The organism is Microbulbifer agarilyticus (assembly GCF_019800665.1).
Classification (GTDB): domain Bacteria; phylum Pseudomonadota; class Gammaproteobacteria; order Pseudomonadales; family Cellvibrionaceae; genus Microbulbifer; species Microbulbifer agarilyticus_C.
This window is the reverse complement of record NZ_JAHVKO010000007.1, coordinates 40,276-59,041: the sequence shown is the minus strand read 5'-3', so window position 1 is coordinate 59,041 and position 18,766 is coordinate 40,276. Positions and strand designations below refer to the sequence as shown.

General features: G+C 53.6%; 13 protein-coding genes. 7 read left to right on the top strand and 6 right to left on the bottom strand.

The window, feature by feature from the left end:
* Window positions 1–3 precede the first annotated feature (3 nt).
* Together sdhD and sdhC are read right to left on the bottom strand one after the other, a co-directional pair.
* Window positions 4–372, bottom strand: coding sequence for a succinate dehydrogenase, hydrophobic membrane anchor protein (sdhD, locus tag KUV22_RS15775; protein WP_010131892.1), 369 nt, complete (start codon window positions 370–372; stop codon window positions 4–6).
* Window positions 366–740: a succinate dehydrogenase, cytochrome b556 subunit gene (gene sdhC, locus KUV22_RS15770; RefSeq protein WP_222232709.1), complete on the bottom strand. Its 375-nt coding sequence runs from the start codon at window positions 738–740 to the stop codon at window positions 366–368. The genes sdhD and sdhC overlap by 7 nt, the downstream gene beginning before the upstream one ends.
* Before the next feature lie 660 nt (window positions 741–1,400).
* Between sdhC and gltA the strand changes: the two genes are divergently transcribed.
* From gltA to KUV22_RS15745, 5 genes are all read left to right on the top strand, one after another.
* Window positions 1,401–2,690, top strand: a complete 1,290-nt coding sequence (gene gltA, locus KUV22_RS15765) for a citrate synthase (RefSeq protein ID WP_222232708.1) — start codon at window positions 1,401–1,403, stop codon at window positions 2,688–2,690.
* Window positions 2,691–2,965: 275 nt separating this feature from the next.
* Window positions 2,966–3,472, top strand: coding sequence for a hemerythrin domain-containing protein (locus KUV22_RS15760; protein ID WP_222232707.1), 507 nt, complete (start codon window positions 2,966–2,968; stop codon window positions 3,470–3,472).
* Window positions 3,473–3,648: 176 nt separating this feature from the next.
* Entirely contained in the window at window positions 3,649–5,679 is a 2,031-nt protein-coding gene (locus KUV22_RS15755) for an FAD-dependent oxidoreductase (protein WP_222232706.1), read from the top strand.
* Window positions 5,680–7,020 (top strand): cytochrome c3 family protein, encoded by a 1,341-nt coding sequence (locus KUV22_RS15750; protein ID WP_222232705.1) that lies wholly within the window; start codon window positions 5,680–5,682, stop codon window positions 7,018–7,020.
* Window positions 7,021–7,038: 18 nt separating this feature from the next.
* A complete protein-coding gene (locus KUV22_RS15745) occupies window positions 7,039–7,587 on the top strand; it encodes a Tll0287-like domain-containing protein (protein ID WP_222232703.1) in 549 nt (182 codons plus the stop codon).
* Between the two features lie 118 nt (window positions 7,588–7,705).
* Here the strand turns inward: KUV22_RS15745 and KUV22_RS15740 are convergent, their stop codons facing one another.
* The gene (locus KUV22_RS15740; RefSeq protein WP_261319625.1) at window positions 7,706–10,579 is read right to left on the bottom strand and encodes a glycosyl hydrolase family 18 protein; all 2,874 of its coding nucleotides are present in this window, start codon (window positions 10,577–10,579) and stop codon (window positions 7,706–7,708) included.
* An 829-nt stretch (window positions 10,580–11,408) separates the two neighbouring features.
* Between KUV22_RS15740 and KUV22_RS15735 the strand changes: the two genes are divergently transcribed.
* A complete protein-coding gene (locus KUV22_RS15735; RefSeq protein ID WP_222232701.1) occupies window positions 11,409–11,675 on the top strand; it encodes a glycine zipper domain-containing protein in 267 nt (88 codons plus the stop codon).
* Window positions 11,676–11,734: 59 nt separating this feature from the next.
* On the opposite strand, the gene KUV22_RS15730 is transcribed toward KUV22_RS15735, so the two are convergent.
* On the bottom strand, window positions 11,735–11,950 hold the full coding sequence (locus tag KUV22_RS15730; RefSeq protein WP_222232699.1) for a DUF3820 family protein: 216 nt from the start codon (window positions 11,948–11,950) through the stop codon (window positions 11,735–11,737).
* Between the two features lie 216 nt (window positions 11,951–12,166).
* Between KUV22_RS15730 and KUV22_RS15725 the strand changes: the two genes are divergently transcribed.
* Window positions 12,167–14,482 (top strand): S46 family peptidase, encoded by a 2,316-nt coding sequence (locus tag KUV22_RS15725; protein WP_222232697.1) that lies wholly within the window; start codon window positions 12,167–12,169, stop codon window positions 14,480–14,482.
* A gap of 76 nt (window positions 14,483–14,558) precedes the next feature.
* On the opposite strand, the gene KUV22_RS15720 is transcribed toward KUV22_RS15725, so the two are convergent.
* On the bottom strand, window positions 14,559–16,613 hold the full coding sequence (locus KUV22_RS15720; RefSeq protein ID WP_222232695.1) for a TIM-barrel domain-containing protein: 2,055 nt from the start codon (window positions 16,611–16,613) through the stop codon (window positions 14,559–14,561).
* A 687-nt stretch (window positions 16,614–17,300) separates the two neighbouring features.
* Entirely contained in the window at window positions 17,301–18,506 is a 1,206-nt protein-coding gene (locus tag KUV22_RS15715) for a helix-turn-helix domain-containing protein (protein WP_222232693.1), read from the bottom strand.
* Window positions 18,507–18,766 lie beyond the last annotated feature (260 nt).

The window sequence follows — 18,766 nt, the reverse complement described above, 5'->3', positions numbered from 1 at the left end:
AACTTATACACCCCACAGAATTTCGATGCCCCACACCGCGTAGAACACGGCAACAGCACCCAACAACACTTCAACCAAAATCCGCAGGACGGTCGCTTTGCCACCCATCATACGGTTGGTGATGTAGTCAGTTACCACAGACCAGAGACCGATCCAGGCGTGAGCAATTGTGGAGATGAGAGCAACCAGGCTGAATACGCGAACCCAACGCTGTTCGAACAGCGCAGACCAGCTTTCGTAGCCAAAATCTTTGGAAAGAAAAATGAAACCCACTATAAAGAGGGTGTACGCAACCAGCACCACGGCGGTAACGCGTTGAACAAACCAGTCGTAGAGGCCGCTACGACCAAAACCAGTAACTGCCTTTACCATATCAGAACCCCCGCCAGCAGAATGAGCACAACAGAAAGCACCAGCACCAGGGTGGCACCGCGGCGACCGCCTTCGAGGCTTTCACCCACACCCAGATCCATAATCAGGTGACGCACACCTGCGATCAGGTGGTAAATAAGTGCAGCCAGTGATGCCCACAGCAAAAGCTTGGCTGGAACACTGGTAAAAAAGTCTGCTACTTTTTGGAAACCCTGCTCAGATTCCAGACTGGAGTCCAGCATGCACAACAAAAGTGCAACCACAGCGAAAAGCACCACACCGGAAATACGGTGCAGAATGGATACCAACGCTGGTACAGGGAGCTTAATAGTAGAAATGTCTAAATTGACAGGTCTGTTCTTGTTCACAGGAAAAACACCTTGTTACCCTGAAAGACGGGGCGCCCGCTAATTCTCTACATACCGGGCGAGCTTGCTGATCACTTTCCAGTCAACCTGTAGAGGTCTTGTACAAAGTGGCCTTACCAAGGCGCAAGCCGCGCGGATTATAGGCATTCGCATATCAAAACACAACGAACCGAAAGTCGGCACGGACGGCTTTGTACCAGTTGCTTTCAGCGCCACCCAGCCGACCAAAGTATGAAGCGCGCGATTCAACCGGCCGGGGTGATACCGAAATTTACATGCCATATCGCCCTTTCAGACAGGCAATTTCCCTGCCACTCCGATCTACCACGGAAGATCCTGCGGCCGCGGAACCGACTGGCCACCGCAATTTGGTTTGACAATTTGAGGCGCGACACTTAAGTTTGGCCGCGCTCAAAAGCCCGCTAGCCCCATATCCGCGTCTGGATGTAGCCAACGAAGGCCGTCCGAGCCCGCAGAATCCGGCACTTTCCGGGTTATGCCTGCGCAGCAGAAACGTCCGCGATACACAACGCTTTATAAAATGTGATCACGGAAAAGCGCGGATTTCGCCCATCTCAGGGCCGTGAATTACTGAATCCACTTCAGCAATTTGTGTGGAAATAAGAAAGCTGGCGAAAGAATAGTTTTTAGGAGTCCACAATGTCTGACAAGAAAGCTCAACTCGCGGTCGACGGTATCGACGCCCCATTCGACCTGCCAGTCTACTCTGGCACTGCCGGTCCCGACGTTGTTGACGTCAGCAGCCTGGCCAGCAAAGGCCTGTTTACCTACGACCCGGGCTTCATGTCCACCGCCTCCTGCGAATCCAAAATCACCTACATCGATGGCGCCAAGGGCGTTCTGCTGCACCGCGGCTACCCCATCGAGCAACTGGCGGACAAATCCGATTACCTGGAAACCTGCTACCTGCTGATGAATGGCGAACTGCCAAATGCAGAGCAGAAGAAAGAGTACGTTGACAGCATCATGAACCACACCATGGTTCACGAGTCTCTGGTTAACTTCTTTAAAGGCTTCCGCTACGACGCGCACCCGATGGCAATGATGTGTGGTGTTGTCGGCGCTCTGGCCTCCTTCTACCACGATTCCCTGGACATCACCGATCCGGAGCACCGCAAAATCTCTGCGGATCGCCTGATCGCCAAGATGCCAACCCTGGCCGCGATGTGCTACAAGCACAGCAAAGGCCAGCCGTTCATGTACCCGGACAACAGCCTGAGCTACTCCGAGAACTTCCTGCACATGATGTTCGGCAACCCTTGTGAGCCGAGCAAGATCGATCCGATCGTGGCAAAAGCCATGGACGTGATCTTCCTGCTGCACGCAGACCATGAACAGAACGCTTCTACCTCTACTGTACGCCTGGCTGGCTCCTCCGGTGCCAACCCGTTCGCGTGTATCTCTTCTGGTATTGCCACCCTGTGGGGCCCGGCACACGGCGGCGCCAACGAAGCCGTACTGAACATGCTGCAGGAGATCGGCGACGAGAGCCGTATCGACGAGTACGTTGCCAAGGCCAAAGACAAGAACGATCCGTTCCGCCTGATGGGCTTCGGCCACCGCGTATACAAGAACTTCGACCCACGCTCCCGCGTAATGCAGGGCATCTGTGACGAAGTTCTGGGTGCGATGGGTGCTGAGAACGATCCACTGCTGCGTATCGCCAAGAAGCTGGAAAAGATCGCACTGGAAGACGAGTACTTCGTAGAGAAGAAGCTGTACCCGAACGTAGACTTCTACTCCGGTATTATCATGAAGGCGATCGGTATCCCTACCGATATGTTCACCGTGATTTTCGCTACCGGCCGTACCGCTGGCTGGATCGCGCACTGGAACGAAATGATTTCCAACCCTTACAAGATCGGTCGTCCGCGTCAGCTGTACACTGGCTACACCGCACGCGACTACGTGGATCTCGACAAGCGTTAATTCCGAACGGAATCTCGCACAAAAAAACCCGGCAAATGCCGGGTTTTTTTGTACCCGCGTACCAAGCAGGTGCCCTCTTCGCAACCCAACCAAAACATGGATTTTCGGACCGCACAATAAGTGTGACGCACCTCACATATTGAGCAGGATAAGGAAACATTATTCTAAGAAATAAGTTTAATATTGCGCCTTGAGAATAAATTACTCCTTATATAGATGTATGGAGAATTTAATTGCTACAAGCGTACCAATTAGACAATTAGAAAGGCCTTCCCATGTTCGGACTTTTTTCCAGCAAGTCCCGCGATAATAAAGACACCGAGAAAGATGCGAGTGGTACAAGTGGCCGTCGCACGATCAAGTACGATCCTTCGCTCATCCTGTCTTTAAAAAATGACCACCATGAGCTGGTAAATATTTTCCAGCGCATCTGGTCCGAAGGTTTTGAAAAACAGAATTTTCGCCAGCTTTCCGAGTTATTGAACGTTTTCAAATCCACTTTTCAGGCACACCTGATCAAGGAAAACGTCAGTTTCTATGTGTATCTGGAACAGTCTCTCGTCAACGACAGACACACGCTCCAGATCGTCAAAGATTTCCGCACCGACATGAACGACATTGCCAATGCGGTAATCCAGTTCTGTAAACGCTACTCCCGCGGCACGCTGTCACGAGAAGAGCTCATTCGCTTCAAAAGCGACTACGAGCAAATCGGCGAGGCCCTCACCCGACGCGTGTCACTGGAAGAAAAAGAGCTCTATACGCTCTACAACCCCAGCTAACCCCCCGTAGCCAGAGCCGGCTCCTCGCGACCAACATTAGTTGAACGTGCGTCAAATGAGAACGATAAATATAAGCATAACGATATAGAAAAATAATAATCGAGCGCCCAAATGGCTCGAGAGCAACCCATACACAACCTGTGATGCGGTAGTGCGGTAGTACTCGGGAGGCAATTGTGACCGAAGCGGTTTCCGGGCTTTGTGAAAGCCAGAACCAAGAAAATACGACTGGTGCACACACCAGCGATCTGAGCTACCCGACTTTTGTTGTGGTCGGCGCGGGCCCTGTTGGCGTTCGCTGCGCACAGCGATTACTGGATTACAGTTCTGATGCGCAGGTAGTACTAGTGGGTGATGAAGAAGGCGAACCGTACAACCGGGTCCGCCTTTCTCAGTATCTTGCCGACAACCTGGAACAATCCGAACTCAACAACCCGGTTACCCACGCCCCGCACCCTCGTCTGGCGGAATTCCACAACCGCAAAATCATCGACATTGACCGCCAAAACAAGCGGATCATCGATGACCAAGGCCAGCAACTCCCCTACACCAAACTGATTCTCGCCACCGGGTCTGTCGCTGCACGCCCAGAAATACCCGGTGTGCACCTCGACAACATCATCAGCTTTCGCAGTTTGGAAGATGCACAAACCCTGATCGAACTACGGCAGACCGCCAACACCATCGTAGTGGTAGGCGCTGGCGCCCTGGGGTTGGAGACCGCCGCAGCGCTAAAAACAAGCAACAATCGCGTCGTACTGCTTGCGCGGGGCGGTTTGCTCGGCAACCGCCTCTCTGATACCGCAGAGAGCTATCTCAGTGCCGCGCTGTCAGCCCTGCAAGTAGAAGTACTCGCAGGCGCCCAGCTGGAGGAATGTTCCGGCAAGGACGCGGTAGAGCGCATTGTGCTGTCAAGTGGAGAAACCATTGATGCGGACGGTGTCGTCCTGTGTACGGGTATAAAACCTGAAACCACCCTTGCTGAAAAGTGCGGGCTCGATACCAAACGCGGTGTTTTGGTTTCCCCTTACCTACTGACCAGTGACCCCGACATCTATGCGGTCGGCGAATGCGCCGAGTACAACGAACAGCTATATCAGCTGGTACGCCCGGGTTTCGAACAGGCGGAAATCTGTAGCCGCCATGTGTGCGCAACCACGGACCAGGCGCGAGCACTGCCGCCCTATCAGGGCAGCAGTAATGACATCCAGCTCAAGATTTCCCACATTCCATGCTTCCTTATTGGTAGCACTAACAGTTCCAACGATCCGAATTTGCGCGTACTCACCTTTGAGAACCGCTTCAGGGGCCTGTGCCGGGAGCTGTATGTCCGCAAAGGCAAACTCATCGGTGCGGTCGTTGTGGGTGCATGGGAGGAATCCCATTCCCTGAAACAAGCCATTGCAGATGGCGAAGACGTGTCAGAGCTGCAACTGGAAAGCTTTTGTGAGCAGGGCAACCTCTGGCAGGAGACCCGCGAACAGACCCTCAAACAGCAACCGGACAGTTATCTGGTATGCCAGTGTAATGGCGTCAGCAAGGGTGAACTCTGTACAGCGATCGCCGGCGGCAAGCGCAATTTGCAGGACCTCGAGATAAAGACCAACGCTGGCTCTGCCTGCGGCAGCTGCCGACCGCTGATGGCAGAGCTGCTGGACATTCCTGCTCCCAATCTGGTGATGCGCCACGCCCGGGGGATTCTGGTGATTTCCATCCTGTCGCTGGTGCTTATTGCCATCGCAGCCTTCTCGCCACCCCCACCGCTTTCCGACAGTGTACAAGTGAGCTGGTATCTGAAAAAACTGTGGTACGACAATTTCTGGAAGCAGGTCAGCGGCTACACCTTGCTGGCACTCTGCGTCATGACCGCCAGTCTTTCCCTGCGCAAGCGCTGGCAAAAGATAAAAGCTGGGCACCTGGACCACTGGCGATACATCCACAGCCTGATTGGCTTTGCCGCCCTGCTGGTGCTCGTTGTGCACACGGGCTTCCGCCTGGGAGAAAACCTGAACCTTGCACTTATGCTGGTGTTTCTTGCGGCAACCTGTACCGGGTCACTGGTTGGGGTATTTATGGCCCGCAACCACCATTGGACCGACATAAAACTCCGTGAGCACCGCAAGTGGTGGTCGCGCGTGCACTACGCCCTGCTATGGGCACTCCCGGTGCTGCTCTTCTACCATATTCTTGCCGTGTACTACTTCTAAATGAAAAACTATAAATTCAAATTCTGGCATTACGGCCTGATCGTAACGCTGTTGGGCGCGGCGTTTATTACCTACAACCTGCAGGCCTCGGACAAATCCTATTTCCTGAGTGGCGATGCGACCCATGGCCACCACCAGATTGAAATGTCCTGCTCCACCTGCCATGGAGATGGGTTTGCCGGGCAAACGTTTATCCAGGGTGCCTGTGTCAATTGTCATAGTGAAGAGCTGGAAATGGCGAATGACAGCCACCCCCGCAGCAAGTTTTTAGACCCTCGCAACGCTGGGCTGCTTGCCCATTTGGATGCACGCCAGTGCATTAGCTGTCACACGGAGCACAAGCCGGAAATCACGCACGAAATGGGCGTTACTCTCGCCGGAGACTTTTGCTTTCACTGCCACAGCGACATTGCAGAAAACCGCCCCAATCACGAGGACTTCGGTTTTGAGACCTGTGCCAGTGCTGGTTGTCACAACTACCACGACAACCGCTACCTGTATGAAGAGTTCCTGGCCGAGCGGATCGATCACCCCGCACTCGTCGCGGAGGCGCAATTGCCCATGCGCTCCCTCCTCGCCAAGTGGCAACAGGAAAACCCGGAAACAAAAGCGCTCAAGCTAGCCGACGCGGACTTTAGCAAAGCCAACATTCACGACAATTCATCGATGCAGTCTGCAGCCGAAGCCTGGGCACACTCTACCCACGCCGCAACGGGTACCAACTGCAATGCCTGCCATATCAATGGTGAAGCGGAGCTAACCAGCGCAGAAGTGGTCAGCGTTTGTGGCGACTGCCACAGCCGTCAACTGAAACAGTTCAGTCAGGGCAAACACGGTATGCGCCTGTCAGCGAGTCTCTCCGTCCAGCAACCGATGTCTGCGGGGGATGCACAAATTCCCATGAAGGCAGGGGTCATTGAGATGGCCAAGGAACTCAACTGTGCCAGCTGCCACAACCCACACGACCTGGATACCCGTGTAGCAGAAGTGGATGCATGCCTGAGCTGTCATAACGACAACCACAGCCTCGCCTACCAAGATTCCGATCACTTCCGTCTATGGGACCAGCAACAACCCGCAGGTGTTAGCTGCGCCAACTGTCACCTGCCACGGGAAGAGCACAAGGGGCAGATACTGGTAAATCACAACCAGAATCACAACCTGCGCCCGAACGAAAAAATGCTGCCGGTATGCCTCAATTGTCACGGTGTTGAATTTGCCGTGGCGGCACTGGCCGACGAAGCACTCGTCGAGAATAACTTTAACCGCGCTCCAAATACGGATCACAAGACCTTTGAATTGATCCGCGAGCGAATTGCCCGAATCCAGACCACTCGATAATCCCAACAGGAGGGGAAGATGCGTAAATTAGTTTCCGTAATGATGGCCGGCGCTGTTCTAGCAGGATGCGGCGAGAAAAGTGGTGTAGCACCCGAGCGCATGGCGGATGCCATCTTCGCAGTCATTGAGGCGGACAGAGCCAGCTACACCAATTTCGTGGTCAACCGGCTGGCCAACGAAGAACAGGTGATCAAAGCTGACGAACACTGGAAAGACAGCAAGGCCCTGCCCCTACCCGCGCAAATGATGCGTATGGGTGCCGAGCGCGTTGCCGAAATGGACTCCGGCTTTAACTATGCCCTGCTCTCCCAGTGGGCCATAAACAAACAAAACAAGCCCCGCACCGATCTCGAAAAAGAAGGTCTGCAATTTATCAACGACAACCCCGGGCAAAACTTCTACGGTACCGAAACCCTGGGTGATACCGAATACTTTACCGCGGTATACCCGGACGTCGCAGTATCTCCCGCATGTGTCAGCTGCCACAACGAACATGTGGATAGCCCGCGTACCGATTTCGAGCTGGGTGAAACCATGGGCGGCGTGGTGATCCGCTTCCCGCTGTAACGCCCTCATCGCACGTAGCTCACAGAGCTATGGCCTACACCCAATAAAAAAGCCCCGGTAAATACCGGGGCTTTTCCTTTACTGCTCAATCATTTCGCATTAACGCGAAACCTCTTGATCAATTGCAGCTCGCATCGCCGATCTCTTCCCAGTCGGAAGAAGTGCTCGGATCCTGGCCCTGCGTCCACCACTTGGCACGGTAACGCTTGCCTTCGTGGTTTACTTCGTCACCGCCGTTATAGGCCGTGCTGGCGTTCCAGGGTACTTCAATGTCACTGACCAGCTGCCAGTCGGCGGAGCTGAAACCGGGCTCCTGCTGAGTCCAGTACTTGGCCTGCCATACCAGCTGCTCGTGACTCACCTGATCGCCACCCAAATAAGTGCTGCCAGATTGCCAGGCAGGAACGTTACCCGCGTTCGGATCGGTAGAGCTACAGCCACCATCCACAATCACATTGGTAACGGTCACGGTGACGTCCGCACTCGCAGAGGCAATACCATCACTCACGGTAACGGTCAGGGTGAAGTTGGTATCCGCTTCTACCTGCGGAGCAGTAACGGTGATGGTGTCACCGGAACCGCTGGCCATACCGCTCCAGGTGTAGGTCAGTGCATCGCCGTCGGCGTCGCTGCCGGTTGCGGTGATGGAATCACTGGCGCCTTCCTGAATGGTCACCTGCGCCGGGGCAGAAACTTGCGGCGGCGTGTTGGCATCGGCTGGCAACAAGAAGATGCTCACCTGATCCGGGGTTGCGTCACTGAGGCTGCCGTCGTTCACATTCAGCTCAAACACCAGCTCCTGTTCCGCGCTGACTTCTGCCGCGGAGAAGGTCGGTGTTGCGCTGGAAGCGTCGCTCAGGGTTACGCTGCTACCGGCAACCTGTACCCAGCTGTAGGTCAGTGCATCACCATCCGGGTCGCTGGAGGCGCTGCCGTTCAGAGTAACGGTAGCCGGAGTGGTTACCATCTGGTCCGCGCCTGCATCGGCACTGGGTGCCTGATTCGGTTGGTCCGCAACAACGGTCACCGAAACCTGATCGGAATCAGAAGCCTCACCATCGGAAACGGTCAACGAGAACACCAGCTCTTCGTCGGAACTTACCGCAGGAGCGGTAAAGCTCGCAGAAGCGCTGCTGGCATTTTGCAGGGTTACGCTGGTACCGGAAACCTGTACCCAGCTATACGTTAGCGAGTCGTTATCCAGGTCACTGGAAGTGCTGCCATCCAGGGTTACGCTTGCACCACTGTCCACACTCTGGTCGACGCCGGCACGCGCAACCGGAGCGCGATTACCGAAGCCATCACCGTGGCCCAAGCTCTCGTGCATGGCGTTCATGATGTCGCCATTGTCCGCATCGATTTCCCAGGAGAACAGACCAGCCAGGTTATTGGACTGAACGTAGGCACCTTTCGCCATTACCGAGCGATGGTTATCGTAGGTAATCAGGTCACCGGTACTCGGCTTGAAGATATAAGGCGCTTCAGCGGTGGTATCGTAGTACTCCTCCCACTCACCGGTGGCGATGCGAGAAACGATATCGCGGTAATCCACAACGCCGTCTTCCCAAGTACCATTCACCATACCAGTGGCGGTGCCGGTCATATGGTCGTTACCGTTCCAGCCAGAAACACCGGTCCAGCCACGGCCATACATCGCCGCACCAACAACCAGCTTACCGGGGTCAACACCCAGGCCCAGCAGGTTCTGGATACCGTTGTGGGTGTTGTAAGCGTCGTCGGAGCGCCAGGTTGGCGCATACAGTGCAGTCTGGTGACCCAGTACTTCGTTGCTCCAACCACCGTAGAAGTCGTAAGTCATCACGAAGAAGTAATCCATGTACTGCTGTACAGCGAGATAATCCACATCTTCAACTTTGTCGTAACCCGCACCAATTGCAGAGGTCAGCTCGTAGGTACGACCAGTTTCCTGCTCAAGGTTATCGAGCATGGCACGCAGGTCACGCATCAGCAGGCGATAGGTTTCACCATCGATGGCGGGGTCACCCAGAGTCGGGTTCGCGCCCTGGCCACCTGGGTATTCCCAGTCGATATCCACACCATCGAAGAATTTCCAGGTGCGGATAAATTCCTCAACGGAATCCACAAAGGTTTTACGCTTGGCGGCATCATTGAAGAAATAGAAGGGGTCAGACAGGGTCCAGCCACCAATGGACGGCAAGATTTTCAGATCCGGGTAAGCCTGCTTCAGCGCCATCAGCTGGCCGAAGTTGCCTTTGTACGGATCGGAGAAAGTCTGGTCCGCCTGAGATTTTTGCAGCGCGGCAAAAGGATCGTGCAGGGAAACCTTGAAGTCTTCACGGCCGGAGCAAGAACGCTGCAACGCTTGGAACGAACCTTCAATTTCTTTCAGGCTGTCGTTGATGCCGTCGCCACCACAAATGGGGATAAAACCGTAAATGAGATGGGTCAGGTTGTAGGAAGGCATCATGTCTACGGAGAACTTGCGTCCGTAAACGCCCCACTCCACAAAGTAAGTTCCCACAACGGAGTTAGTGGAGTTGGTGTAAGGCTGGTTGTTCTCACCCGCCGTAACGGTAATCGGGTCGAGGTGGCTACCGTCTGTATCGGCAACCACAATGTCGGTCGCTGCGGAAGTTGCACAGCCATCGTCGTTACACAGCGCGACTTGCAGAGAGTATTGACCACCTTCGGCCACTTGCAGAGTTGCAGTGCCGGTCTGGGTGTCGCCACCACTGACGCTTTGCTCCAGAACAACCTGTCCATTGAGCAGGTACTGCGCGGTGGTCGCGGGATCACCCGACCACTTGGACCAGGCTACCGGTACTTCGGCGTAGTCGTTGATGGTTACCAGTTGCTCATAGGCGGTCGCGGCTTCATCCACTTCAATAATGGCGAAGCTGGTTTCCATCCAGTCAATGGTGGGAGCGCCGGGCGCGGCGATTGCAGAAGAGCTGGCGAGACCAAATGCAAGCATTGCACGGCGCCAGTGGCTTGGGGTTAGCCCTTTCATCGATATTCACCTTGTCGTTATTTTATGGGTAAGGATCTATCAACCAGGGCAGCGAAAGGCTGTTTCCGTTAAACCGCAACGGGCATCGCTGCCCTTGGTGGAACGGCATTCAACAGCAATGCCGGTACTTCTAACTTGTTCGTTATTCAATAACTTCTTGAACAGGTACCTCGTATGTGTGCGGTCTGCAGCCCACACAATGACATCGCTGTCATTTTATCCAGAAAAAATGACAGCGATGTCATTACTTTTTTACCATACCCCGTTTTTGGCGCATGTGGCCAGCGCGTTAAGTCACCAGTGGGAGATATGTCACAACTTCGCCACCGCTAATGGCGTAAAAATCGACCTTTGAAATGGCTAACAGAAGAATTTATTTCTAAAAAAGAAAGGTGTGCCACTAAAATGTAGAGAAGGAGAAGCCCGCGCTACCTCGCCGTACTTCGACAGTATTTGGCTACCGCCACAACGGAAAAGCGGCCGAACTCTGTCGACCGCCTTGCCCCATTTTCCCAATCAAGCTGACTGAAACTTCCCGCTCTTACTCTCGCTGAAATCAATGTTTCAAACCAGTGGTCACCCGCTGTGGGCGTATTTCCGGTCATGTCCAGTCTTCGTTACGGACCGCTTTTTCTTGGCACTCCACCTCGTCTCGCGATGGGGGAGTCTTCCCGGGACTGATACCAGTTTAGGATCGCCAAAAGAGCCCCCACACTTTTTTCTCATTTTTATCCCGACGTGTAATTTTCCCTTGCGGCGTCATTGGGAGCGGCTAGTGCGGACCATACACTCCCCGAGCGATGTCCGAGCAATTGCAAGCGGAGTATTTATGCAGTTACAGATGTTAAGACGTGCCGGCGTGGCTTCCGCCCTGGCACTGACTTTGACGACCGCTGGCTGCGCCAGCATGAGTGATACCGATCGCCGCGTGGGCACCGGTATTGGGGTTGGCGCAGTAACCGGTGCCCTCATCACGGGTGATGCCGGTGGTGCAGCGGTGGGCGCTGCGATCGGCGGTGCCGGTGGTTGGTTGTACGACCGCCAGAAAAAAAGACGCTATTACTATGACCGCTACGGTCGTCGGGTTTATCGCTAACCGCATGCAATACTAAGCGAATCCAAATAATGAGTTCCCGCGGGTATACCTGCTGGAACTCATTGTCTTTTCAGGGGTTTCACCAGACCTTCCAGCCCTTCAATTTTTATTTCCAGCGTCAACGCCATCAGCTGTCCGAGACGTCCATTGGGAAACTCTTTCTTCGCGAACCAGAGCAAATATTCCTCAGGTAGATCAATTAACAACCTTCCCGCATATTTCCCGAACGGCATCTCGGTACGGGCAATATCGATCAGATCCTGCTTCTCAAGCATCACGTCCCCTATTTCACACAACTTCTTTTCCCGTGGATTCTACACTGTCTGAGACCTGCCCCGGTGGAACCTCCTTTGATCGCAGGAAGCTTTTTGCCGCCGCAGTTATGTGACAACATCAAGGCGCGGCCGACTATTCGGCCAATGCGCGTGCATCCAGGAAGATCCCCGGTACACGTTTGCAGCAGCCCTTAAAAATTTTTTGAAGGAATAACAGTGAAAATAAACGCGTCCACACAAAAATTTGGACTGGCGCTTACCATCGCCCTGCTTACCGCCTGCGGCAAACCCGCAGATGACACCAACACGGAAGCCAGCACCCAAGCTGCCGTCAAAAAGCCTGCCGCCACTACTGAGGCGCAGCCGGCCAGCAGCACCGCAGCGGTTTCAACCGAGGGCATGTGGATGCCCCGCCAGTTGCCTGAACTGGGCAACAAGCTGGAAGAACTGGGACTGGAGCTGGACCCTAGCACCATGACCGACCTGACCAAGTTCCCGATGAATGCTGTGGTCAGCCTCGGCGGCTGCTCCGCCTCGTTCGTGTCCCCCCAAGGGCTGGTAGCAACCAACCATCACTGCGCCTACGGCTCCATTTCCTACAACTCCACCGAAGACAATGATCTTCTGGCCAACGGCTTCCTGGCCAAGAGCCTGGAAGAAGAAGTCCCTGCGGCACCGGGTTCGCGCATCTACGTTACCGTGGAAATGGACGACGTTACCGACAAGATCAAGAGCAAGCTCGACGACACCATGGACGGCGCCACCCGCTTCAAAGCCATTGAAGATGCGGAAAAAGCACTGGTTGCCGCGTGCGAATCCGACCCCGGCCACCGCTGTGAGGTTTACAGCTACTACGGCGGTGCCAGCTACTACCTGATCAAGCAGCTGGCCATCCGCGATGTACGCCTGGTACACGCCCCAGCCTCTTCCATCGGTAAATTCGGCGGTGATATCGATAACTGGATGTGGCCGCGCCACACCGGCGATTACGCATTCCTGCGCGCTTACGTCGGCCCCGATGGCAAGCCAGCGGACTTCTCCAAAGACAATGTGCCGTTTAAGCCCAAGCACCACCTGACCGTGGCGACCGAAGGGCCTCAGGAAGGCGATTTCGTGATGGTTGCCGGCTACCCCGGCCGCACCAACCGCTACCGCACCGCCGAAGAAGTGAGCAATAACTTCACCTGGTACTACCCCACCATGCAGAAGGTACTGGCAGAGTGGTCTGAAGTGATCGGTAACGCGACCGAAAACAACAAAGACGCTGCGTTGAAATACGCAAGCCTGGTTGCCGGCCTGAACAACTACTCCAAGAACTTCACCGGCATGATGGAAGGCTACAACCGCAGCGACCTGCTGACGCGCAAGCAAAAGCTGGAGAAGGACCTGCAGAACTGGATCGGTGAAAAGCCCGAAGAGCGCAAGCAGTACGCTTCGGTAATCAACGATCTGAACAACCTGATCACCGAAAAGCAGTCCACCCAAGAGCGCGACCTGCTGCTCAACTACATGAACCGCTCCGCAATGCTGAGCAGTGCGCAGCGCCTTTACCGCCTGAGCCAGGAAAAGCAAAAAGCGGACGCAGATCGTGAACCGGGCTACCAGGAACGTGACATGACCCGCTTTGGCGAGAGCATGAAGCGTATCGAGCGCAACTTCGAGCCGTCGGTAGACCAAGCCGTATGGACCTACTTCCTCGAGCGCTACAACGCGCTGCCGCAAGATCAGCGTATCGAGAGCTTTGATACCTTCTTCGGTGGTGAGCTGAGCGGCGAAGCGTTGCAGAACAAACTGTCTGCCATGTATGAAAAAACCGGCCTCACCGACACCGATACCCGTCTGGCCTGGATGGATAAATCGCCGGAAGAGTTCCGCGCAAGTGACGATCCGTTTATTCAGCTGGCCGTCGCTACCTTCGATGACCGCATGGCGCTAGAGAAAAAGAACAAAGCACTGACCGGCGCCTTTGCCAAGATTCGCCCGCAGTTTATGGACCTGCTGATTTCCTACTATCAGGAACAGGGCAAGCCGGTATACCCGGATGCGAATAGCTCACTGCGCCTGACCTACGGTCTGGTGAAAGGCTACACGCCGCCCGCCGGAACCGTGAAAGGCGCGGCCGATGGCAACGATGGCAAAGACGGCTTTGTGCCCTTCACCACCCTGCGCGGTATCGAAGCCAAGTACACCGGCGAAGATCCGTTTGATTCTCCGCAGGCACTGCTGGATGCCATCAAAAACAAGGACTACGGTGACTACCACGATGAAAACCTCGATTCCGTGCCGGTGAACTTCCTCACCACCGTGGACATCACCGGCGGCAACTCCGGTTCTGCCACCATGAACGGCAAAGGCGAATTCATCGGCCTGGTATTTGACGGAACCTACGACAGCATCAACGCCGACTGGGACTTCAACGACAATACCCGCGCAATCCACGTCGACGTGGAATACATGCTGTGGGTGATGGACAAGGTCGACAACGCCCATAACCTGCTTGAGGAAATGGGGGTTAAGGAAGCTCAACAGTAACTTCCTATACCCAACTTCCAAGCACAAAAAAGCCGGCGTTTATCGCCGGCTTTTTTATGACTCTACTATGTGGTTACTAAATATTTTGGAGCACAATACGATTTTCTTGATCAGCAGCGCTTGAAAATTTTACCCACATAATCTTGTTTTCTTTATCGTAGAGCCAACCCCGCGGATTTTCTGAGTCAATATCAACCAGCGCAGGCAACGAATCTCCATTCAACTCTGGCGGCTGGAAGTCACGCTCTATCAGATTAAGTTTCACCCTATAGTTATGTTTTTTTGGCTTGCCGGCGTATCCCCCCTTATGCGCCCCGACCACGATTTCCAACTGTTTATCACTGGAGACTACTGAAATCCGTGAAAAGCTTTGCTCGCCCCTTTGATACCCCAGGGTTTCACCGTCATCATCGTACAGAGTAAATGAAGATTCCCCCCGTTCTTTGGGGTAAATGTCCAACGTAATCGGATCCGCATGCACCGCTGGATCAATATGGAAAATTTCCGGCCCCATCGGAATAATAGCCCCGCGCTTTACAAATAATGGGATATTCGGGTGAATATCCATACTGGCATCAACCTGAATCGTTTGCCCGCCTTCGTACACTTGATGGGTCCAGTAATCCACCCACTGTGATCCATTGCCCTTCGGAAGATAAACATCCATTTTCTCCCCAGGAAAAGAAACAGCGGACTTGTACACCGGCGCCACCAGGATCTCCTCGCCAAAAAGATACACATAGCGGTTTTCGTCGGCTTCCCCGGGGTAAGCCAGGCGCAGTGGCCGTGTCAATGGCATGGCGTCTTGCCATATATGCCAGCTGTAGGTGTAAATGTAGGGCAACAAGCGGTAACGCAGCATGCGCGACTGATAACTCAGTTTTTCTACCTGATCGCCCCAAGACCATACATCTCGCGCGGTAGTACCATGATTGCGTGTAGACGTAGTGAAGTCGGAAAACTGCATCCAACGCAACGCGAGTTCGGGGTCTTCTCCCTTGGTATGCCCCGGTGTATCTGCATGCAAATAAGACCAGCCGCCCGGCGCACCATCATCGCTATGAACAATGGCCTCAATCGTTTCAGCAAAGCCTTTCCAGTCCCCCAGCACGTCGCCGGTCCAGTGGATGGGCATGGCTTTTTCCAGGGATTCCTCATTAGGTGTACGCATATAGTCGCCACCTAGAATCGATTCCTGATTGTGGTGATTCGGCCGCGCGTAGTGGCGGGCCATAAACATGATGCGCTTGTCTTCTCCGTGATGATTGCGCAATAACTCCCACACGCGCTTTTCATACTGAGAATCGGCTCGCCAAAAATCCAGCCAGACAATATCCACACCATAGTCAAGATCACGCTGGAGCTGCGCCAACCACTCTTCCCCGAATCCGCCCTCGTGATAGTTCATCATGAGCTTAAAATTCATTTCGTGAAGCGAGTCAATCAGGCCCTCAGGATCGGGAAACTTGTTTAAGTCCCACGTCATATTTCCGGGCCAGCTCCATTCCTTGCCGGTCCAATACATGTCCAGCACCATGACATCTGCGGGGTAGCGGTGACTCCCGTAGCGATTTTCGATCCCCCTCAATGCGCGAGCATGGTCAAGAAATCCTTCCTGGCTGTCATAACCAAAATCCTCTTCGCCCCATCCTGACTGCATATAACCAAACCCCCACTTGGGAATCATTGGCTCGGTATGCGGCGCGTTTAGAGCAATTTCATCGCTATAGTCATCCAACATCTCGGTGACACCGACAACTGCACAGCCCTGGACATCGACACTCCGCCCAATGGGCGACGCTGGGCAACGGTCATCTTTGTTTGGGATACCGTCGCGGTCGTCATCCGCACTGGGATCCGGTTTCGAACTAGCATCCTTAGGGTCTGTCTCGGCGATAATCTCATGCTCATTGATAAAGCCATCGCCATCGATGTCGATATCACATATATCCCCCTGCCCATCACCATCCATGTCCTCCTGACTGGCGTTGGCTTCATATGGGCAGTTGTCACGGGGATCCTTTCGGCCGTCTCCATCGCTGTCTTTTGCGGACACTACGACGCTTACAACGCTAACAAGGGCAATTACCACAGCTCCAATAAATAAGCTGCGTGCTGTATTTTTGTTCATCGATTCATTACACATTCAAAAGCTGGAAACGCGAAGCAACACTATTTATGGTCAAACTTTATCCACCTGAAGAAGGCGGTTTTGGCTCGTTCCAAGTTGCGCGACACCAATATTGAACAGGACTGTAATGGGTGCGCCGATTGACGAATAGCTGGGAGGGAGAAGATTACGCTAAGGCGGGACAATATTGCGATAAAGGAGATTGGGCACATAAGCTCGGCCACAGACACATGCACCGAGAGATTTGCTCGCAACAGCCCTCAATGAATGACTCACGCATACTGGCAGGTCACATACACCCGAATCCTGGCGATCAGAATTTCGCCAAACTAGGGGTGACTTATACCCGGCACCGCGGGCTCAAAGAGTGGCGCACTTGTTGCCGCTTCCGCAGTTACCGCACCTAATAAGACCGCCATGGTACACAGTACAGCAGCGACATCCACCGCAACTCGAACCGGGCGCGACTGAGTTTCGAGCCAACGCCCGCGAATACCTTTCATCATCCTTATCGCCTCGACGGTTATTTTTCTTCGAATAGTCGGGACAATCTAATGAGAAAGCGGAGAAAGTGCGTACCAAGACTAGGTAAATCGGAAGTTGGGACCTCTTTCTAGGGACTGCCGCGCAAAAATCACCCAGCGCGGCAGTGAGTCCTTACATTTAAAATTCGTATTGAAAAATGGGTCAGGACGCAACTTGGGGCGAGGGCTCCTCTTTTCGATATTGCGTTGGCGTCATCCCTGTATCTATTTTGAACAGCCGGTTAAAGGTCGTTTTACTGTTGTAACCTGCACGCATCGCAAGATCCATTACGGACCGATCTTGTAACGAGGGATCGGATAGAAACTGCTTAACCTCGGTAATCCTGTAGCGATTGATAAACTCAAAGAAATTGCACTCGAATTCTCGGTTTATCAGGTTAGACAGCAGCTTGGGCGAGAGCGATACCTGACTCGCCAGATCCTCAAGTTTGAGATTGCTATTCAGGTACGGTCGTGCAGACTTCATATGCCGAGTGACGCGCTGAACTTGCTCCCGTGTATAAGGTGTTCGCTCGTCCTTATCCCCGTCACTTACCGGATGCTCAGCAACCTCATCCAATACTTCCTGGGTGACTTTTTGTACACCGTTGGCAACGCCAAATCCGTAGTACAGTAATCCCGATATCAGCAGTAACTGGCCATAATTGGACGCAATCCCAACACCATCCAGATCGCTTTTCTGGATAGCACCTTCTCCCAGCACAAAATTGAAACTCGTATATATGCTGAGGTACAGAATATTCCACAGCCTCAGCGCTATAAACCCGATCACCAGAACTTTTAACCACCGGTAGCTCAGGTGATCCACATTGGAATAGACATTGGACATCCTTGGCTCATAGCTTTTGATCGTCCAAAAAGCCCAAACACCAAATCCAGCCCGGGTCAGATTTCGGCAGTGCTCATAGAATTGAACAGAATCCGAGCGCAAAAACTGAAGTACCGGGGAGCCCTGGCTCGCGCCATAATAAAGAAGCGCGCCAATATAAAAGACTGCATACAAGCACAGTGGGAATAGCAGGACCAAATCTTTACGCCGGAAACTGGACTGACTAAAAAGCACACTCCTCGTATAAAGCAGTAAAAGCGGACCTTCGATCCAGAGGGACGCCTCGGAAACCGCGAATACCCAAGGGGTATGTGCTACCACCCAAACGTGGAACGCCTCTCCCCATAGGGCCAGTACATGCAAGGCAACCAAGGCTTGAGAGAGCAGGAATGCTCCCAACCACACATTTCCCCAACCGTAGCTGCGGCGGCCGATCGTGGCAATCAGGGCAAATAATAGACATAGATAGACTGTCAAAAAAAGCACAATGTCATGTGCGTTAAACAGAACTAATTTCATCGCTTACTCCGCCCAAGATCCCGGTCACAAAAAACATTATCTTTGTTTTACGACCTGATACACCCGTTTAACGGCCGCACCAACGCTAAATCGACCCTTCTTATCGCAACCGGAAAAGCCGGTTCTCACGGCGTGTTAGAAATAATGTGCCAATTAGATTGTGCGCCGCCTCAAAAATACGGGTACTGATTGGTCGTTTTGCGCTCACGATTTACCATTAACAGAAAGCAAACGCGCGCGCCTAATAAATATCGACAAAA